The organism is Priestia sp. J2, assembly GCF_020790095.1.
GTDB classification, from domain to species: Bacteria; Bacillota; Bacilli; order Bacillales; family Bacillaceae_H; genus Priestia; species Priestia zanthoxyli.
Genome location: NZ_CP086208.1, coordinates 1,512,166 through 1,527,734 on the forward strand (window position 1 = coordinate 1,512,166; position 15,569 = coordinate 1,527,734).

General features: G+C 38.4%; 17 protein-coding genes. 13 read left to right on the plus strand and 4 right to left on the minus strand.

What is annotated here, in order from left to right; genetic code table 11:
- Positions 1-63: 63 nt before the first annotated feature.
- The 4 genes from LJY09_RS07680 to LJY09_RS07695 all read left to right on the plus strand — a co-directional run bounded on the left by LJY09_RS07680 (position 64) and on the right by LJY09_RS07695 (position 4,631).
- The gene (locus LJY09_RS07680; RefSeq protein WP_028413949.1) at positions 64-1,284 is read left to right on the plus strand and encodes an MFS transporter; all 1,221 of its coding nucleotides are present in this window, start codon (positions 64-66) and stop codon (positions 1,282-1,284) included.
- A gap of 267 nt (positions 1,285-1,551) precedes the next feature.
- The gene (locus LJY09_RS07685) at positions 1,552-2,217 is read left to right on the plus strand and encodes a type 1 glutamine amidotransferase domain-containing protein (RefSeq protein ID WP_028413948.1); all 666 of its coding nucleotides are present in this window, start codon (positions 1,552-1,554) and stop codon (positions 2,215-2,217) included.
- Positions 2,218-2,415: 198 nt separating this feature from the next.
- Complete coding sequence (locus tag LJY09_RS07690; RefSeq protein ID WP_028413947.1) at positions 2,416-2,706, plus strand: putative quinol monooxygenase; 291 nt, start codon at positions 2,416-2,418, stop codon at positions 2,704-2,706.
- A gap of 485 nt (positions 2,707-3,191) precedes the next feature.
- On the plus strand, positions 3,192-4,631 hold the full coding sequence (locus LJY09_RS07695; protein ID WP_028413946.1) for an aldehyde dehydrogenase family protein: 1,440 nt from the start codon (positions 3,192-3,194) through the stop codon (positions 4,629-4,631).
- A 142-nt stretch (positions 4,632-4,773) separates the two neighbouring features.
- On the opposite strand, the gene LJY09_RS07700 is transcribed toward LJY09_RS07695, so the two are convergent.
- Entirely contained in the window at positions 4,774-5,010 is a 237-nt protein-coding gene (locus LJY09_RS07700) for a hypothetical protein (RefSeq protein WP_154989201.1), read from the minus strand.
- Between the two features lie 170 nt (positions 5,011-5,180).
- Here LJY09_RS07700 and LJY09_RS07705 point away from each other — a divergent pair, with 170 nt between their 5' ends.
- The 3 genes from LJY09_RS07705 (at position 5,181) to LJY09_RS07715 (ending at position 7,477) form a co-directional block, all read left to right on the plus strand.
- Positions 5,181-5,804, plus strand: coding sequence for a LysE family transporter (locus tag LJY09_RS07705; RefSeq protein ID WP_028413944.1), 624 nt, complete (start codon positions 5,181-5,183; stop codon positions 5,802-5,804).
- Between the two features lie 119 nt (positions 5,805-5,923).
- Positions 5,924-7,267 carry an amino acid permease gene (locus tag LJY09_RS07710; protein ID WP_028413943.1) on the plus strand — a complete coding sequence of 448 codons (1,344 nt, stop codon included), beginning with the start codon at positions 5,924-5,926 and terminating at the stop codon, positions 7,265-7,267.
- A 69-nt stretch (positions 7,268-7,336) separates the two neighbouring features.
- Entirely contained in the window at positions 7,337-7,477 is a 141-nt protein-coding gene (locus LJY09_RS07715; protein ID WP_197028698.1) for a hypothetical protein, read from the plus strand.
- Between the two features lie 44 nt (positions 7,478-7,521).
- Here LJY09_RS07715 and LJY09_RS07720 read toward each other — a convergent pair whose 3' ends face one another.
- Both LJY09_RS07720 and LJY09_RS07725 read right to left on the minus strand, forming a co-directional pair.
- Positions 7,522-7,674, minus strand: coding sequence for a YpzG family protein (locus LJY09_RS07720; RefSeq protein WP_014460817.1), 153 nt, complete (start codon positions 7,672-7,674; stop codon positions 7,522-7,524).
- A 227-nt stretch (positions 7,675-7,901) separates the two neighbouring features.
- On the minus strand, positions 7,902-9,575 hold the full coding sequence (locus LJY09_RS07725) for a ribonuclease J (RefSeq protein ID WP_028413942.1): 1,674 nt from the start codon (positions 9,573-9,575) through the stop codon (positions 7,902-7,904).
- 216 nt (positions 9,576-9,791) lie between these two features.
- Here LJY09_RS07725 and LJY09_RS07730 point away from each other — a divergent pair, with 216 nt between their 5' ends.
- From LJY09_RS07730 to LJY09_RS07745, 4 genes are all read left to right on the plus strand, one after another.
- Complete coding sequence (locus tag LJY09_RS07730; RefSeq protein WP_186806701.1) at positions 9,792-9,935, plus strand: hypothetical protein; 144 nt, start codon at positions 9,792-9,794, stop codon at positions 9,933-9,935.
- A gap of 68 nt (positions 9,936-10,003) precedes the next feature.
- Positions 10,004-10,150 (plus strand): hypothetical protein, encoded by a 147-nt coding sequence (locus LJY09_RS07735; protein ID WP_155017158.1) that lies wholly within the window; start codon positions 10,004-10,006, stop codon positions 10,148-10,150.
- Positions 10,151-10,331: 181 nt separating this feature from the next.
- Positions 10,332-11,918: a type 1 glutamine amidotransferase family protein gene (locus LJY09_RS07740; RefSeq protein WP_228307647.1), complete on the plus strand. Its 1,587-nt coding sequence runs from the start codon at positions 10,332-10,334 to the stop codon at positions 11,916-11,918.
- 147 nt (positions 11,919-12,065) lie between these two features.
- Positions 12,066-12,290: a hypothetical protein gene (locus LJY09_RS07745; protein ID WP_028413940.1), complete on the plus strand. Its 225-nt coding sequence runs from the start codon at positions 12,066-12,068 to the stop codon at positions 12,288-12,290.
- A 96-nt stretch (positions 12,291-12,386) separates the two neighbouring features.
- Here LJY09_RS07745 and LJY09_RS07750 read toward each other — a convergent pair whose 3' ends face one another.
- Positions 12,387-13,118, minus strand: a complete 732-nt coding sequence (locus LJY09_RS07750; RefSeq protein WP_028413939.1) for a ZIP family metal transporter — start codon at positions 13,116-13,118, stop codon at positions 12,387-12,389.
- A gap of 464 nt (positions 13,119-13,582) precedes the next feature.
- Between LJY09_RS07750 and LJY09_RS07755 the strand changes: the two genes are divergently transcribed.
- On the plus strand, positions 13,583-14,968 hold the full coding sequence (locus tag LJY09_RS07755; protein ID WP_028413938.1) for an amino acid permease: 1,386 nt from the start codon (positions 13,583-13,585) through the stop codon (positions 14,966-14,968).
- A gap of 369 nt (positions 14,969-15,337) precedes the next feature.
- Complete coding sequence (locus LJY09_RS07760) at positions 15,338-15,538, plus strand: hypothetical protein (protein ID WP_028413937.1); 201 nt, start codon at positions 15,338-15,340, stop codon at positions 15,536-15,538.
- Positions 15,539-15,569 lie beyond the last annotated feature (31 nt).

Below are 15,569 nucleotides of genomic sequence, written 5' to 3' on the forward strand. Positions count from 1 at the left end.
ATCCATTCCTTCAAAAAAGAAAGAGCGTTGATACAGAACGAATACAGTGGAGGGTGGAACAACATGAATTATCGTAACAAGACAGTTGTAGCATCAGTAGCAGGTTTGACGTTAGAAGGGATGGACATTATGTTTATCTCGTTTGCTATGTCAATGATTATCGCTGAATTTCACATTGATTTAGCAACGGGTGGACTTATTTCTTCTATTACGAATATAGGAATGCTGATAGGCGGAGTCATCTTCGGAATTTTAGCAGATAAATTTGGAAGAGTGCGGGTTTTTACCTACACGGTTCTTCTATTTGCGGTCGGAACGGCATTAACAGGTTTTGCAGCAAATGTTGAACAAGTGTATGCTTCACGATTTATTGCCGGAATTGGGGCTGGAGGAGAGTACGGAATCGGTATGGCTCTTGTTGCAGAAGCGTGGCCGAAACATAAGCAAGGAAGAGCTTCATCTTATGTTAGTATTGGCGCACAATTTGGAGTTATTCTTGCGGCGCTTTTAAGTTCTCTGATCCTGCCGATTTTCGGATGGAGAGCGCTGTTTTTTGTCGGAATTATCCCCGTCATTTTTGCTTTTATCGTACGAAAAAATTTAAACGAATCTCCTGAGTGGTTAAAAGCTCAAAAAGAGAAAACAGCCGTTGTTAAAAATAATGGCAAGCTACGTCAACTATTTGCTACGCCTAAGACGGCGATGACGACTATTTCTCTGGCAGTGATGGCTACCGTTCAAATTGCAGGCTATAACGGACTCATGATATGGCTTCCGTCTATGCTTCAGCAATCACAAGGACTCTCTGTTTCAAGTTCAGCTCTTTGGACAATCAGTACAGCCGTTGGAATGATTATAGGCATGCTAACATTTGGTCAATTTATGGATCGTTTTGGTTCGAAGCGTACTTTTGGAATTTTTCTTCTCGCTTCAGCGTGTGCGGTATTTTTATACTCGTATGCCGAAGGAAGTGCAGGGCTGCTTATAGGAGGAGCTGTTGTCGGATTTTTCTCAAACGGAATGTTCGCAGGATACGGAGCCTTGATCAGCAGTCACTATTCGGTAGAAGTTCGCAGTACTGCAACGAACACTATTTTTAACTTCGGGAGAGCGCTCGGAGGGGTGTCACCCATTCTTGTCGGCTATCTTTTGCAAAGCTATGATATGACGGTAGCGATGACGTACTTGGCGGGGCTGTACTGTATTTCGTTTATTTTTATGGTGAGTCTTAAAAAAACGGGAGAAAAAAACGTGAAACAAATGAACGCTCAATCTGCTCTTTAACATAAAAAATAGATTCTATGCTTTTCTGGAAAAAACCGCGCTTACTCAAAAGGGCGGTTTTTTTTGAGTGTATAAAAAATAAGTTCAGGTGTTAGATGATTGTTTCTTTCACAGATGCTTTATTAACAAAGACGTCCACAGTATCTATAAAAATATTTATGGATAAGCAGATATTTTCTAATTTGTATTATAGTAATTCCTCTCTTACAATATGATGTGTAAGGCGGAAACAGAAAATACTATCTTTATTTACAGGAGGACGTTACTATGTCTAAACATATATTAATGGTCGTAACAACGGCTGACAAAATGAAAGAAAATCATCCAACAGGCCTTTGGCTTTCAGAATTTGGTGAAGCGTACGTAGAGTTTGAAAAAGCTGGATTTACGATTACTGTAGCAAGTCCTCTAGGAGGAAAAGCGCCGGTGGATGCTCGCAGCCTTGAAGGAGAGACTTCTCAAGAAATCTTAAATACAGCTAAGCATCTAGAGAATACCCTAAAACTTGATACAATTACAGACAGTGCTAAATTTGATGCTGTTTTCTTACCAGGCGGTCATGGCACAATGTTTGATCTGCCAGATAATCAAACGCTTCATGCTTTAATTCGTGAACTATACGAAGGAGACAAAGTAGTAGCCGCTGTATGCCATGGACCCGCAGGCTTAGTAGGTGTTACATTATCAGATGAAAAGCCGTTGGTGGAAGGAAAAGATGTCGCTGCGTTTACAGATGATGAAGAACGTGAAACAACATTAGACCGCTTCATGCCGTTTCTTTTGGAAACACGCCTGCGTGAACTTGGTGCAAATGTAGTAACTGCTCCAAACTGGACCGATAATGTACAAGCAGATGGCAACCTAATAACAGGTCAAAATCCTCAGTCAACAATCAGTGTAGCAAAAGCAGTCGTGAAACAATTATTAAACTAAGATGTAAAAAAGCCTGTAGGACTACAGGCTTTTTTATTAACAGCATCAACAAAGACTGCCGTAGATAACGCGTATGTTTTGCTGTTTTGGACTAGAGAGATCCATCATCATACAAAAAATATGATGGTCAGTGTAATGAATACAAAAAGAGGGAAGCTTTTTATGGAGACTATTTTTTAAAAGAAATGAGGAAAAACGATGTCAGAAGTTATTATTAACGCCATTTTACAAGCCAAGCCAGGAAAAGAAGAAGAGCTTCGATCAGAGTTAGTAAAAGTTATTGAACCATCAAGAGAAGAAAAAGGATGTATTCAATACACTCTCCACCAGGATACAGACAAAGCAGGCACATTTGTTTTTTATGAGAAATGGAAAAGCCAAGAAGATGTTGAAGCTCACATTGAAACACCTCACTATCAACAATACAGACAGCAAACAGAACCGTTAATTGAAAGCAGAGTGGTACATCGTTTGCAAGAAGTACGTTAATACAAAAGAGGGGAAAACAAAAGTGTTTTAGTTAAAGGAAGATCCGAACGAGTTTGATTCTTGATGAAGAATCAAACTCGTTCGGATTTTTTTGATGTAGGTTTCATTTAGTGAGACCATGCAGGAGCGTAAGCGATGAGGGGGCTCATCGATACCCTTGGAAAGCGAAGGCTTGCACGAAAATCAACAGCGGTATAACAAATAATCCACTACCTTATCCCATTTGTTCATCTTTAAATTGGCTTGATTTCGTTAGGACTCAATCTCTGTTTGTTATAAAAAACTAAAAAGCTGCAGAGGAAAAAAATTCAGCTGCGAAAAGCCGATTGGAAAAGGGATAAGGCAGTGAAAGAAACAAAAAATAATAGAAGCGGTGTTTGAGAAGCAGACAGGCGGGTAGATAAAAACTAGATGACATAGTTCAACAATTAACAAACTAAAAGTAACAAACTAAAAGTAACAAACTAAAAGGAGAGATCAAATCAATGCGTACAAACTTAAAACACTTTATTAACGGAGAATGGGTTGAATCAACAGGAAACGAAACGTCAGATGTGATCAATCCTGCTACTGAAAAATCAATTGGTAAAATTAGCTTAGGTACAAAAGAAGATCTAGATAAAGCCGTGGCAGCAGCTAAAGCAGCTCTTCCCACATTTTCAAAAACAACAAAAGAAGAGCGAATCAAAATGCTTCGCAATATTGCAAAAGGATATGAAAAGCGTAAACAGGAACTTATCGAAGTTATGACTGAAGAGCTTGGCGCTCCTTTAAAGATTTCAGAAGAAGTTCACTATGAAATGGGACTTAGCCACTTTAAAGAAGCAGCTAATGCACTTGAAGATTACACATTTGAAAAAGATCATGGAAGCTACAAGGTCGTGAAAGAGTCTATTGGAGTAAGCGGACTTATTACACCATGGAACTTCCCAACAAATCAGACGTCTACTAAAATTGCAGGAGCTATCGCAGCAGGAAGCCCAATGGTATTAAAACCATCAGAACTTACACCGTATGCAGCGATGATATTAGCAGAGATCATTGATGAAGCTGGCGTACCAAAAGGTGCCTTTAACCTTGTAAACGGAACGGGAAGCACAATCGGTGACGGTATTAGTTCTCACCCGGACATTGATTTTGTATCATTCACAGGATCAGGTGCCGTAGGCGAGAAAATTATGCAAAACGCGGCTAAAACAATCAAAAAAGTAGCGCTTGAGCTAGGCGGGAAATCACCGCTAGTTGTATTAGAGGATGCGGATGTAGAAGAAGCGGCTAAAATAGCAGTTTCACACATTGCAATGAATACTGGGCAAGTATGTACGGCAGCAACGCGCATTATCATTCCTGCCTCTATGAAAGAAAAATTTGAAGAAGCAGTGAAAAAGGTTCTACCATCATTCCCAGTTGGTGATCCGTTAGATAAAGACAACGTAACTGGACCGCTCGTAGCGGAAAAACAGTGGGATCGCGTACAGGATTATATTAAAAAAGGAATGGATGAAGGTGCAAAGCTTCTTACTGGCGGAACGGGCAAACCGGACGGCTTAGAGACAGGATACTTTGTTAAACCGACAGTCTTTACTGACGTTTCAAATGATATGGTTATTGCACAAGAAGAAATCTTTGGACCTGTAACAACTATTATTACGTATGATGACTTAGAACAAGCTCTTGAAATCGCAAATGATACAGTTTATGGACTTGCAGGCTATGCGGTCGGAAAAGACCAAGAAACACTTGACTATGTTGCTAAAAATATTAGAGCTGGTCAAATCATCGTCAATGATGCTGAGCAAGACAGAGCTGCACCATTCGGCGGATTCAAACAATCTGGTATTGGACGCGAGTGGGGAGCATTTGGTATTGAAGAATATCTAGAGCCAAAAGCGATCATGGGCGTTAAAGTTCCGGCAAAAGTATAATTAATGTAAAAAAAGAAGGGAGTTTTTCTCCTTTCTTTTTTTAGGATAAAGGATTAAAAGCTCTAAGAACGCAGTGTGTTCTTAGAGCTTTTTCAGATTTGTTTATCTGGAAGTGAGAAAACAGTTATGTTTATTACTCTTATTAAGAATTTTGCCGAATAGCTTGCTGTGCTTCGCGTAAATGTCTTAAGTGTTCTTGCATTCGTCTTAATTCTTTATCACCAGACGTCACTTCTTTTTGTTCATTAATTTGCTGCTGAACGATATTCAAATGCATTTGAGCTTTTTGAAAATTGGCTGCATCCAAATTCATCTGCCCTTGATAAACAGCCTGTTCAGCTAATTGTAATGCTTCTTTAATATGAGTGTATGAATTCATGCTTCTCACCCTTCTGTATAGTATTTACAGTTAACATGCGCTGGTTTTTCGTAGCTATACAAAAGGATTTAGAAATAAAATAAAAATTACGTAGTACAAGCTAAGCAGGTTGCATAGATTTATCATAGTTCAATTTATAAAATCTTAGAAGTGATAGAGGGTGGATGTATGTGGGGGCTTTTTTCAGCTATGTATTATTAGGGCTATCATTAGCTGCGCCAATCGGTCCAATCAATGCAGCTCAGCTTGATAAAGGAATTAAAAATGGTTTTTTGCATGCTTGGTTCTTAGGTATAGGAGCAACATCGGTTGACGCTCTTTATATGCTTGTAGTTTATTTTGGATCCGTTCATTTTTTAAGTAGCGATTTTATGAAAACGTTTCTTTTTTCGTTTGGGTGCTTTGTATTAATTTATACAGGTGTTGAGGGGCTAATGGGTGCAGGGAGGATTACACAGCATAGAAAAACAAACGGTGATTCTGTGTTAAAGTGTTTTTTCTCAGGTTTTTTGCTGTCATTAACGAATCCGCTTACAATTCTCTTTTGGCTTGGTATTTATGGCTCTGTTTTAGCAAAAACGGCTAATACATATGAAACTGAACAGCTTATCTTATATAGCTGCGCTATTTTTACGGGAATTCTGGCCTGGGATATTGCGATGGCAGCTTTAGCAAGCACGTTTCGACGATACTTAGCTGCGACGTTTTTAACTGCCGTGTCCGTTGTATCGGGGTTATCTTTAATAGGGTTTGGCCTATATTTCGGCTGGCAAGCCGCACAGCAATTAGGCTAAAAGAAGTGCTGAATCTAAAGTGTTTTCAGTACGTTGAAAAATAATAGAAAAGATGCTTCTTTTTACGCATAAATTTTTCAAACTATCACACACTACATCGAAGTGTGAGGAGTGATAGAGTGAAAAAGAAAATAGGCTGCGGAAGTCAAGTTGAAGGGAAATTAAAATGGTGGCAGCTGTCTTTAATCGGAGTAGGATGCATAATCGGCACAGGCTATTTTTTAGGATCAAGTATTGCCATAAAAGCAGCCGGGCCCTCTGTTTTAATTGCTTTTTTACTGGCAGGAGTATGCACATTTATTGTATTTGAGGCGCTTGCTAAAATGAGTGCTCAAGATCCTCAAAAAGGTTCGTTTCGCTCCTATGCTAAAAAAGCTTATGGAAGATGGGCAGGATTTAGCAGCGGATGGGTGTACTGGAGTTCAGAGATGCTGATCATGGGGAGTCAGCTCACGGCTTTATCTCTTTTTACACGTTTTTGGTTTGAAGATATTCCACTGTGGGTCTTTGCCTCTATTTATGCTGTTTTAGGCATTAGTGTTGTATTAATCGGGACAAAAGGCTTTGAACGAATGGAAAATGTATTTGCTGTCACAAAAGTGGCTGCTATTTTAATGTTTATTGTATTAGCTAGTCTCGCTTTATTTGGATTTCTTGACGAAGGTGCCAAACAAGGAGTGCCGCGAACGATAAGTGAAGTATTCCCTCATGGATTTTTAGGTTTATGGGGCGCTTTGCTTTATGCCTTTTATGCTTTCGGCGGCATCGAAGTCATGGGAATCATGACGGTTCGTTTAGAAAAAAAAGAAGACGCACCGAAAGCGGGAAGAAGTATGCTTATTCTTCTTGGAATTATTTATATTGTTTCACTGAGTTTAGCTATTTTAATTGTGCCATTTCATGATTTTCATGGAAATCAAAGTCCATTTATAAAGGCTTTAGAAACATATCATCTTCCATTTTTTCCTCATGTTTTTAATGGAGCAATGATTATTGCGGGTTTCTCAACGATGTCAGCGTCTTTTTTTTCCGTAACAACAATGATTGTCACTCTTTCAGAAGATGGAGATGCTCCTGCATTGTTTTCAAAACAAAAACAGAAAAAGCTGCAGTTTCCTTTACCGGCTTTACTTTTAACAACAGCGGGATTAGTTATTTCTATTGTCCTTTCCTTGCTATTGCCCGGGAAAATTTATGAGTACATTACAACAGCAGCTGGACTGATGCTGATTTATAACTGGTTTTTTATTTTAATTTCGTTTCATCGCTTAATTAAACAAACCGTTTGGGATAAAGTAAAACAAGCTGTTGGCCTCTTATTAATCCTGCTAGCAGTAAGCGGTACGCTGTTAGAATCTGCAAGCAGACCAGGTTTCTTTGCAAGCTTAGGCTTTTTAATTGTTATAAGCCTTGTTATTTTAAAACTGCGCCATAAGTGGAAAGAAGAAGAAGCCGCTAGTTAACATATATTTAATCTTTATGAGGGACACTATGCACGTTGTACAATTACAAAATAAAAGGTGGTTATGATCATGCCAAAAAACAAGCAGACTCCTTCTTCACAAGTAGATCAAAAACAAGTAGTAGATGACAAAGCAAAAGCGCTACGAGAAAATAATTATGAAGATGGTCATATTCGCAAGATAACTCAAAGCTGGGCAGACGGCCAATAACAAAAAAAGACGCGTTCGCGTCTTTTTTTTGTTGAAGTGTATCCTTACCAACGATGAGCTTTTGCATTACTTCGCAAGATGATGTTCGTTTGAGACATCTCTGTATGTCCATTTACTTGGGACTTTGAACGCTTCGGTCTCGTCCAGTTGTGGCGGAATAGTTCTGAATGCTGATCTACATGATTTTTATCATTCATCATAATCACCTCAAGGATAGGATATTTTCACAAGATATTTGCGGTGAAATATCTCTCTTATAGAATGGGGTAAAAAAGAAGAAATACACCTAACACTTTTAACCATACATATAAAAGCAGTGCCTATTCATAAACTACAGAAGGCAACTTCTGACTTTAGGTTAAGCTTCGGATTTATAAGGGAAAAACTGCCTTAGTGGGGACTAAGGCAGTTTTTGCTGGAGGGATTAAACTTCAATAATGATGGGAAGAATCATAGGTCTTCTTTTCGTTTGGTTATATAAGAACTGTCCAAGGGTGGTCTTAATTTCTTTTTTCATGATGTTCCATTGGTGAACGTGCGCTTTTTGTAATTGATTTACAATTTTAGTCACTTGTCGATTAACGTCTTTTAATAGCTGCTCTGAGTCTCTTGTATAAACAAAACCTCGCGAAATTGTATCTGGACCCGACACAATTTTTCCTTCCGTTTTATTTAAAGTAATCACAATAACCAGCATGCCATCTTCTGAAAGCTGTTTGCGGTCACGTAAAACCGCATTTCCAACATCCCCAATGCCAAACCCATCTACATATACATTGCCTGCAGGGATTTTTCTTGTTTGAACAGCTGTTCCGCCCTTGATGTCGACAATATCACCGTTATTTATAATAAAAATGTTCGCTTTTTCCACCCCTACGGATTCTGCTAATAAGCTGTGGTGATGAAGCATACGAAACTCACCGTGAATCGGGATAAAATACTTTGGCTTCATCAATGTAGCCATTAATTTTAGTTCTTCTTGATAGCCATGTCCTGATACGTGCATCCCTGTTGCGCTTCCTGAACCGTAAATCACATGAGCCCCGAGTGTGAAAAGACTGTCGACAATACGAGAGATATTACGTTCATTGCCAGGAATAGGCCCTGCTGATAAAATGACCGTGTCTTCAGGAACAATCTCTACTTGTCGGTGATTTCCGCTGGCTAATCTAGATAAAGCGGCCATCGGCTCGCCTTGGCTTCCAGTGCAGAGAATAGCGACTTGTTCAGGCGCAAGTGAATGTACTTCATAAGGTTCAATTAGCATCCCTTCAGGAATGGTTAAATATCCTTTCTCTAAGGCAACTGATACAACGTTAACCATGCTTCTTCCTAGCAGCGCAAGCTTTCTGTTCGTTTTAATCGCTGCATCGACAATTTGCTGTACGCGGTTAACATTCGAGGCGAAAGTAGAAATAATCACTTTTCGCTTTGCTTTACGAAAAGCTTCTTCTATATGTTTGCCAACTAGCTTTTCTGAAGGTGTAAATCCGGGGCGTTCAGCATTTGTACTTTCTGATATTAAAGCCAGTACACCTTCACTGCCGATTTTCGCCATTTTATGAAGATCTGGATATTGGTCGTTAACAGGAGTTAAATCAAACTTAAAATCTCCCGTATGTACAACAGCTCCTTCAGGCGTATGAAAGACAATTCCAAGACAATCTGGAATGCTGTGATTCGTTTTAAAAAAAGAAAGCGGAATATTGCCTAATGTAATTTCTGACTCTTCGTTGATTTCAATAAGCTCCGTCTCAGCAGATAATTGATGTTCCTGCAGTTTAATATCGATTAATCCGAGTGTAAGGCTTGTTGCGTAAATGGGGAGATTTAACTGTTTTAAGAGATAAGGAATACCTCCAATATGATCTTCATGACCATGCGTAACAACCAGTGCTCGAACTTTTTCTCGGTTCTCTTGCAAATATGTAATATCAGGTATGATCAAATCAATTCCTAATAAACTTTCGTCAGGGAATTTAGAGCCGCAGTCAATTACAATGATGTCATCATCATATTGAACGGCATACATATTTTTTCCTATTTCATTAATGCCGCCTAAGGCAAAAATGGATAGTGTGTTTCTATTTATACTCACACTTAGTTCCTCCTATATTTTCAAAATGAATATGCAGAATTTCTACTCTTAGTATGAACATTTATTTCTGGTGCATTCTGTTAAATATGGAGATTTTATTTTTATTCAATATGAGGATGCAAGCAAAAAGAAAAGAAAGTCATTTTCCTAATACTACCTCTTATTTTCTTTTTATAACTCCATAAAATATAGACGTTACACATGGAGGTGGATGAAATGAGTAAACAAAATAAAAGCACAAACCAAGGAGTCAGCAGCAGTGCAGCAGCTCCTGTTGATAATGTGAATGAAAATATTTTATCAAACGATATTCATACAGATGAGCTTCAAAAAGCAAAAGCAAGTCGTCATAACAAATAAAAGAGTGACAGACAAAAGAGCAGCTTTGAGCTGCTCTGGATAAAATAGAGATAGGGAAGTGAAAAAACGTGTCAGAACACAAAAATTCTCAGTATAAAGAAGAAAATAAGTCAACGCCTAGTCGTCCTCTTGAATATAAAGAACGCGCAAACGAATCAAAGAGTACACGTCAAATGCTGCGCAGTATTCTCGAATATTCAAGTCGTTATCGTTAACAAATTTTACATATAATCATGGGCATATTTAAAAGGGAATGTCTCGACAAATATAAGGTATAAAGAACCTTTTTTGAAAAAATATATATTATTTACAATAAATTTAAAAAAATCATAAATGAACCTGCTATAATCCTCTTGAAAAGACAAGCGTTGCAAAAATTTGAGGGGAGCATTTTATATGCGGAAAAAATATAGTCGCGTAGGTTATGCCGTTTTGACAATGTGTACAGCTTTATCTATCTCACTGCCTTTTACTACTCATCCAGCATCAGCAGAAAGCGCTGCTGACCCTGCACCAGAAATTAAAGCTTCTGTTGTAAATGAAAACAATGGTAAAAAAATCTTGTTTGATAATACCCATGGTCAAACGGCGGGTACAGCAGATTGGGTTATTGACGGAGGTTTTTCTGATTTTGGGAAAGGGCTGGCTGGCAGCGGGTTTGATGTAAAAGAGCTGCGGAAATCTACGCCGATTACATACAGTGACCTTAGCGGCTATAGTGTGTTTGTTGTGCCAGAAGCAAATATTCCGTATAAATCTTCTGAACAAGCTGCCCTTTTACAATATGTTCAGAACGGGGGAAGCGTCTTCTTTATTGCTGATCATTACAATGCAGACCGAAACAAAAACCGCTGGGATTCTTCAGAAGTTTTTAACGGGTACCGTCGTGGAGCATGGACAAACCCAGCAAAAGGCATGACAACGGAAGAAGCAAACTCTGAGGCAATGCAAAACGTAACAAGTTCTGACTGGTTAGCAAGTAACTTTGGTGTTCGCTTTCGCTATAATGCCATTGGTGATGTGACAGCCAATGATATTGTATCTCCTTCTCAAGCATTCGGTATTACGCTAGGTGTTTCCACCGTTGCTATGCATGCAGGTTCTACGGTTGCTATTACGGACCCAAACAAAGCAAAAGGAATTGTGTATCTTCCTAAGACAACGGCAAAATGGTCAAATGCTGTAGATCAAGGAGTGTATAACGGAGGGGGAAGAGCAGAAGGTCCTTTTGCTGCTGTTTCAAAAGTAGGGGCGGGTAAAGCTGCTTTTATAGGAGATTCTTCACCGGTTGAAGATGCTACACCAAAATATAAACGAGAAGATACAGGATCTTCTAAAACCACATATGACGGATTTAAGGAACAAGACGATTCTACACTGCTTGTAAATATGGTCAATTGGTTAGCGAAGCAAGAAAGCTATACTTCTTTGAATCAAGTATCAGGACTTCAATTGGATCAAGCTACAGCATTACTTTCATCGGAAACGCCAAGTCAGTCCACTGAGCCTCAGGCAGAACCATGGTCAGCACCTACAGCAGGGTATAAATGGTACGATACGTCAACTTTTGCATCTGGTTCATATGGTTATAAAGGTGGAACTACGCAACCACCAACTGCTAGTGCTTACACATTTGAACATCAAGCCATTTTACCAACGAGCGGCGTATTCCAAATACGCGTAAAGGTAAGCGGGCTTTCAGCTAACACTGCGTACAGCACGTTTAATCTAGGTGTATATAACGGATCGGGAACTCAAATTGCTAAAGTCCAAAACGCAGATGGAAGCTGGCCGTCATCCTATGGATACAGCAGCAATTTTTCAATTACAACGGACGCAGCTGGAAATGGAGAAAAGGTTGTAAATGTCCAACTAAATCCAAGTGCAGCGGGGAGTGCTAATCTTCGCTTACGCCAAAGCAGTACGAACGCATATACAGCAGCTGTAACGATAGGGAACGTAGCGGTTGAACCACTGCCATAATAATAGTGAAAGCAAGCACTTGTGCTTGCTTTTTTATTGTTGTATTTTTTATCTTTGAGGTTAAAGAAACGTCAGAGGAGAGGCTTATCCATAAAGGAGAAATATGATATCTTAGAAGAAAGAATGAAGTAAAAGGAGTCAGCTAATATGTCTAAATATAAAGAATTAGAGACAGGTTATCTAATGGATAAAATTAAAGAATACAAAGAATTAATTTGGAGAGTAGGGCCAGGAAGTGAAAGAACAATAGAAGCTGTTCAAGAGATTCAAGGAATGGAAAAAGAGTTAAAAGCACGGGATGCAGAATTTGAAGCTACGGATTGGAAAGCTTTTACTCAGGAAATAAGAGAGAACTACGATTTTATTTATTAAGAAGACACATTCATCATAATGTGCTTGAGATAAATATCTCCAAGTAGAAGGCTTTCTGTTTTCTACTTGGAAACGATAAAAGTAGTATGAAGACGATTAAGAGAAATGATCCAGTATCAATGAAGCAAGTAATCCAAGTGCAGCAATCAATCCTGTAATAGAACCTCCTTCTTCATAGGCCTCTGGCATCATTGTAGAACCTACCATAGCAATAATACCACCGCCGGCAAAAGCAGCAAAAGCAGCCATAAGTGTCTCAGATGCATGATCTAAAAAAACAAAGCCTGTCCATGAACTAAAAGCTGAAATGAACAAAACAGCTGCCCATAGTAAAAAAATTTTCCTCTTAGAGAATCCGCTTTTTACTAGACCGGTCGTACTGGACAGTCCTTCAGGAATATTACTTATAAAAATAGCGATAACAAGAAGCCAGCTAACGGTTGCATTTTCAATTAAGCTAGCTCCAATCATAATGGACTCTGGGATTGCATCCATGACGGTTCCTATAAATATAGCAATTCCAGAACTATTCGCGGCCATTTGTTTGGTAGACCTCTTTCTTTTATTCGCTCCTTGACGTGAAATTAGATAGTCTAAAAAAGTAAAAACGACAGCCCCCGCAAGGAACCCAAGAGAAGTAGCTTTTAACCCGCCGCTATGAACCGAGTCTCCAAGCAGCTCATAGGTAGATGCTCCAATTAATACACCCGTCCCAAAAGCCATAATATAACCAATTATCTTTTTGCCGATAGGCAAAAAAACTGCTGCCAAAGCACCAAGAAGGACAGCTGATCCTGAAATTCCGCCCCACATCGCAGCTTGCCACATGAAAAATCCCTCCTCATCTCTATTTTCTATGGATACTTTCCCTAAGAAAAGAAAGAAAAAACGTAAAAGTAGAAAAAAGGAATTTATTCGATTAAGTAATGGTTTCATTTCGTTATCCTTGAGAAAGAGAGTGTTCCAGCATCCAAGCTGAGACTATATTTATTTTAATATTCATAAAATTTTAATTATACTGAAATAAAAAACTATTTTACGAAGATGACTGATTTGACAGAGGTAAATGGTTTACTTAAGTGTTTTTCTGAAAAAAACAATTGTATTTCTGAGGAAAATTTATTATTATAAAATAAGTAATTATACAGTCGAATAGCTAAAAATAGAAAAAATAGTTTAGTTGTAAAGGTACTAGGTAAAAATGGAATGATTTAAAAACGACAGCTGTTCCATCAGAAACAGAGAGTATCTTTCCTAACAGAGCTATAACAAGTTTAGGAGGAGGAAATGGAATGGCAGACAAAGAGTTAAAAAGAGGCTTAGAATCTCGTCACATTCAAATGATCGCGCTTGGTGGAACAATTGGCGTTGGATTATTTATGGGATCAGCAAGCACGATTCAATGGACAGGTCCATCGGTATTGCTTGCTTACGCAATTTGCGGAATGTTTATTTTCTTTATTATGCGTGCTATGGGCGAAATGCTGTACATGGAACCAAGCACAGGTTCATTCGCTACATTTGGCCACAAATATATTCATCCATTAGCAGGTTATATGGCTGCTTGGAGTAACTGGTTTCAATTTGTAATCGTAGGGATGTCCGAAATTATAGCGGTAGGAGCATATATGCATTACTGGTTCCCTCATTTACCAGCTTGGGTGCCTGGTATTATCGCCATGTTGATTTTAGGCACAGCAAACTTAGTTTCAGTGAAATCATTTGGAGAGTTTGAATTTTGGTTTGCGATGATTAAAATTGTAACGATTATTTTAATGATTATCGCAGGACTTGGATTAATTTTCTTTGGATTTGGAAATGATGGAGACGCAATCGGGTTATCAAATCTTTGGGCACACGGAGGCTTCTTTGCAGGCGGATGGTCAGGCTTTTTCTTCGCGCTATCTCTTGTTATTGCAGCTTATCAAGGAGTCGAGCTAATTGGGATTACAGCTGGTGAAGCAAAGGATCCTAAAAAAACGTTAAGAAACGCAATTCAAAGCATCATCTGGCGCATTTTAATTTTTTATATTGGCGCTATTTTCGTCATCGTGACGGTATATCCTTGGAATGAGTTAGATTCTTTAGGAAGTCCATTTGTATCTACATTTGCTAAAGTTGGTGTTACGGCAGCTGCAGGTATCATTAACTTTGTAGTCATTACGGCAGCGATGTCAGGCTGTAATAGCGGAATCTTTAGTGCAGGACGCATGCTTTATACGCTCGGTGTAAACGGTCAAGCACCTAAATTCTTTACAAAAATTTCTCGCAACGGCGTTCCAATTTACAGTACGCTCGCTGTTATGATTGGATTAGTAATTGGTGTTATTTTAAACTACATCGCTCCACCTAATGTATTTGTTTATGTATACAGTGCTAGCGTGCTTCCTGGTATGATTCCTTGGTTCATTATTCTTATCAGCCAAATTCGTTTCCGTAAAGCTAAAGGTGCTGAAATGGATAGTCATCCTTTCAAAATGCCTTTTGCGCCTGTAACGAACTATGTAACCATTGCTTTTCTACTAATGGTGCTTGTAGGCATGTGGTTTAATGATGAAACGCGTATTTCACTTATTGTAGGGGTTATTTTCCTCGCTCTCGTTGTCATTAGTTTTTACGCATTCGGAATCAATAAACGTATGATACCTGATACAGAGAACGGTCAAATAAAGAAATAAATATGCTTTTTCATAATCGAAAAGCAAAACAAAAAAACGGCTGATAAAAGCCGTTTTTTTGTTTTGCTTAAATAAAAGACATAAGAAAAAATGTCATTAAATGCACAAAACGAAATACTCGTTCAAATGCAGGAGGAGAACGAGGAAGCGGGAGATGTTATTGATGTATTTATGAAAGAGTATAAAACAGAAGAAATTATTGAATAGCACGTAATTGAGAAGAATATTGAGTGGTTTTGTTGAATAAATAAAAAGAAAACACCTTTATTTTTTATTGAAAAAGAAACGGACGTAAGAAAACTTCTTGTTTATCAAGAAGTTTCTTTTGTATCTGAACATTAGTTTGTATACGCAGGTAGGGGAGAGGTGATGAAGGTGAAAAAAATTGGTGAAGGTCACGTCTTTTTTATTATTCTCGGAGGCCTGTTTATTTTAATAGGTACACTCTTTGCAAATACTTCTGTTTATTTTCTCATCTCCGGATGGATAGCAGCTGTCTGTTGTTTAGGAATCAGTGCTGTACTAAAGAAAGGAAAAACAAAATCAGTCAGTAAAGAAGATGAGCAATAATAATTTTTATATAAAGATGGAAATTAAATAT

What these genes read in the sequence shown, in the direction of transcription:
- LJY09_RS07755 (WP_028413938.1), top strand. Translation starts at nt 13,583, where the DNA reads ATGGCAGACAAAGAGTTAAAAAGAGGCTTAGAATCTCGTCACATTCAA.
- LJY09_RS07730 (WP_186806701.1), top strand. Translation starts at nt 9,792, where the DNA reads ATGAGTAAACAAAATAAAAGCACAAACCAAGGAGTCAGCAGCAGTGCA.
- LJY09_RS07715 (WP_197028698.1), top strand. Translation starts at nt 7,337, where the DNA reads ATGCCAAAAAACAAGCAGACTCCTTCTTCACAAGTAGATCAAAAACAA.
- LJY09_RS07680 (WP_028413949.1), top strand. Translation starts at nt 64, where the DNA reads ATGAATTATCGTAACAAGACAGTTGTAGCATCAGTAGCAGGTTTGACG.
- LJY09_RS07700 (WP_154989201.1), bottom strand. Translation starts at nt 5,010, where the DNA reads ATGAATTCATACACTCATATTAAAGAAGCATTACAATTAGCTGAACAG.
- LJY09_RS07685 (WP_028413948.1), top strand. Translation starts at nt 1,552, where the DNA reads ATGTCTAAACATATATTAATGGTCGTAACAACGGCTGACAAAATGAAA.
- LJY09_RS07740 (WP_228307647.1), top strand. Translation starts at nt 10,332, where the DNA reads ATGCGGAAAAAATATAGTCGCGTAGGTTATGCCGTTTTGACAATGTGT.
- LJY09_RS07695 (WP_028413946.1), top strand. Translation starts at nt 3,192, where the DNA reads ATGCGTACAAACTTAAAACACTTTATTAACGGAGAATGGGTTGAATCA.
- LJY09_RS07760 (WP_028413937.1), top strand. Translation starts at nt 15,338, where the DNA reads ATGAAGGTGAAAAAAATTGGTGAAGGTCACGTCTTTTTTATTATTCTC.
- LJY09_RS07750 (WP_028413939.1), bottom strand. Translation starts at nt 13,118, where the DNA reads ATGTGGCAAGCTGCGATGTGGGGCGGAATTTCAGGATCAGCTGTCCTT.
- LJY09_RS07690 (WP_028413947.1), top strand. Translation starts at nt 2,416, where the DNA reads ATGTCAGAAGTTATTATTAACGCCATTTTACAAGCCAAGCCAGGAAAA.
- LJY09_RS07745 (WP_028413940.1), top strand. Translation starts at nt 12,066, where the DNA reads ATGTCTAAATATAAAGAATTAGAGACAGGTTATCTAATGGATAAAATT.
- LJY09_RS07720 (WP_014460817.1), bottom strand. Translation starts at nt 7,674, where the DNA reads ATGAATGATAAAAATCATGTAGATCAGCATTCAGAACTATTCCGCCAC.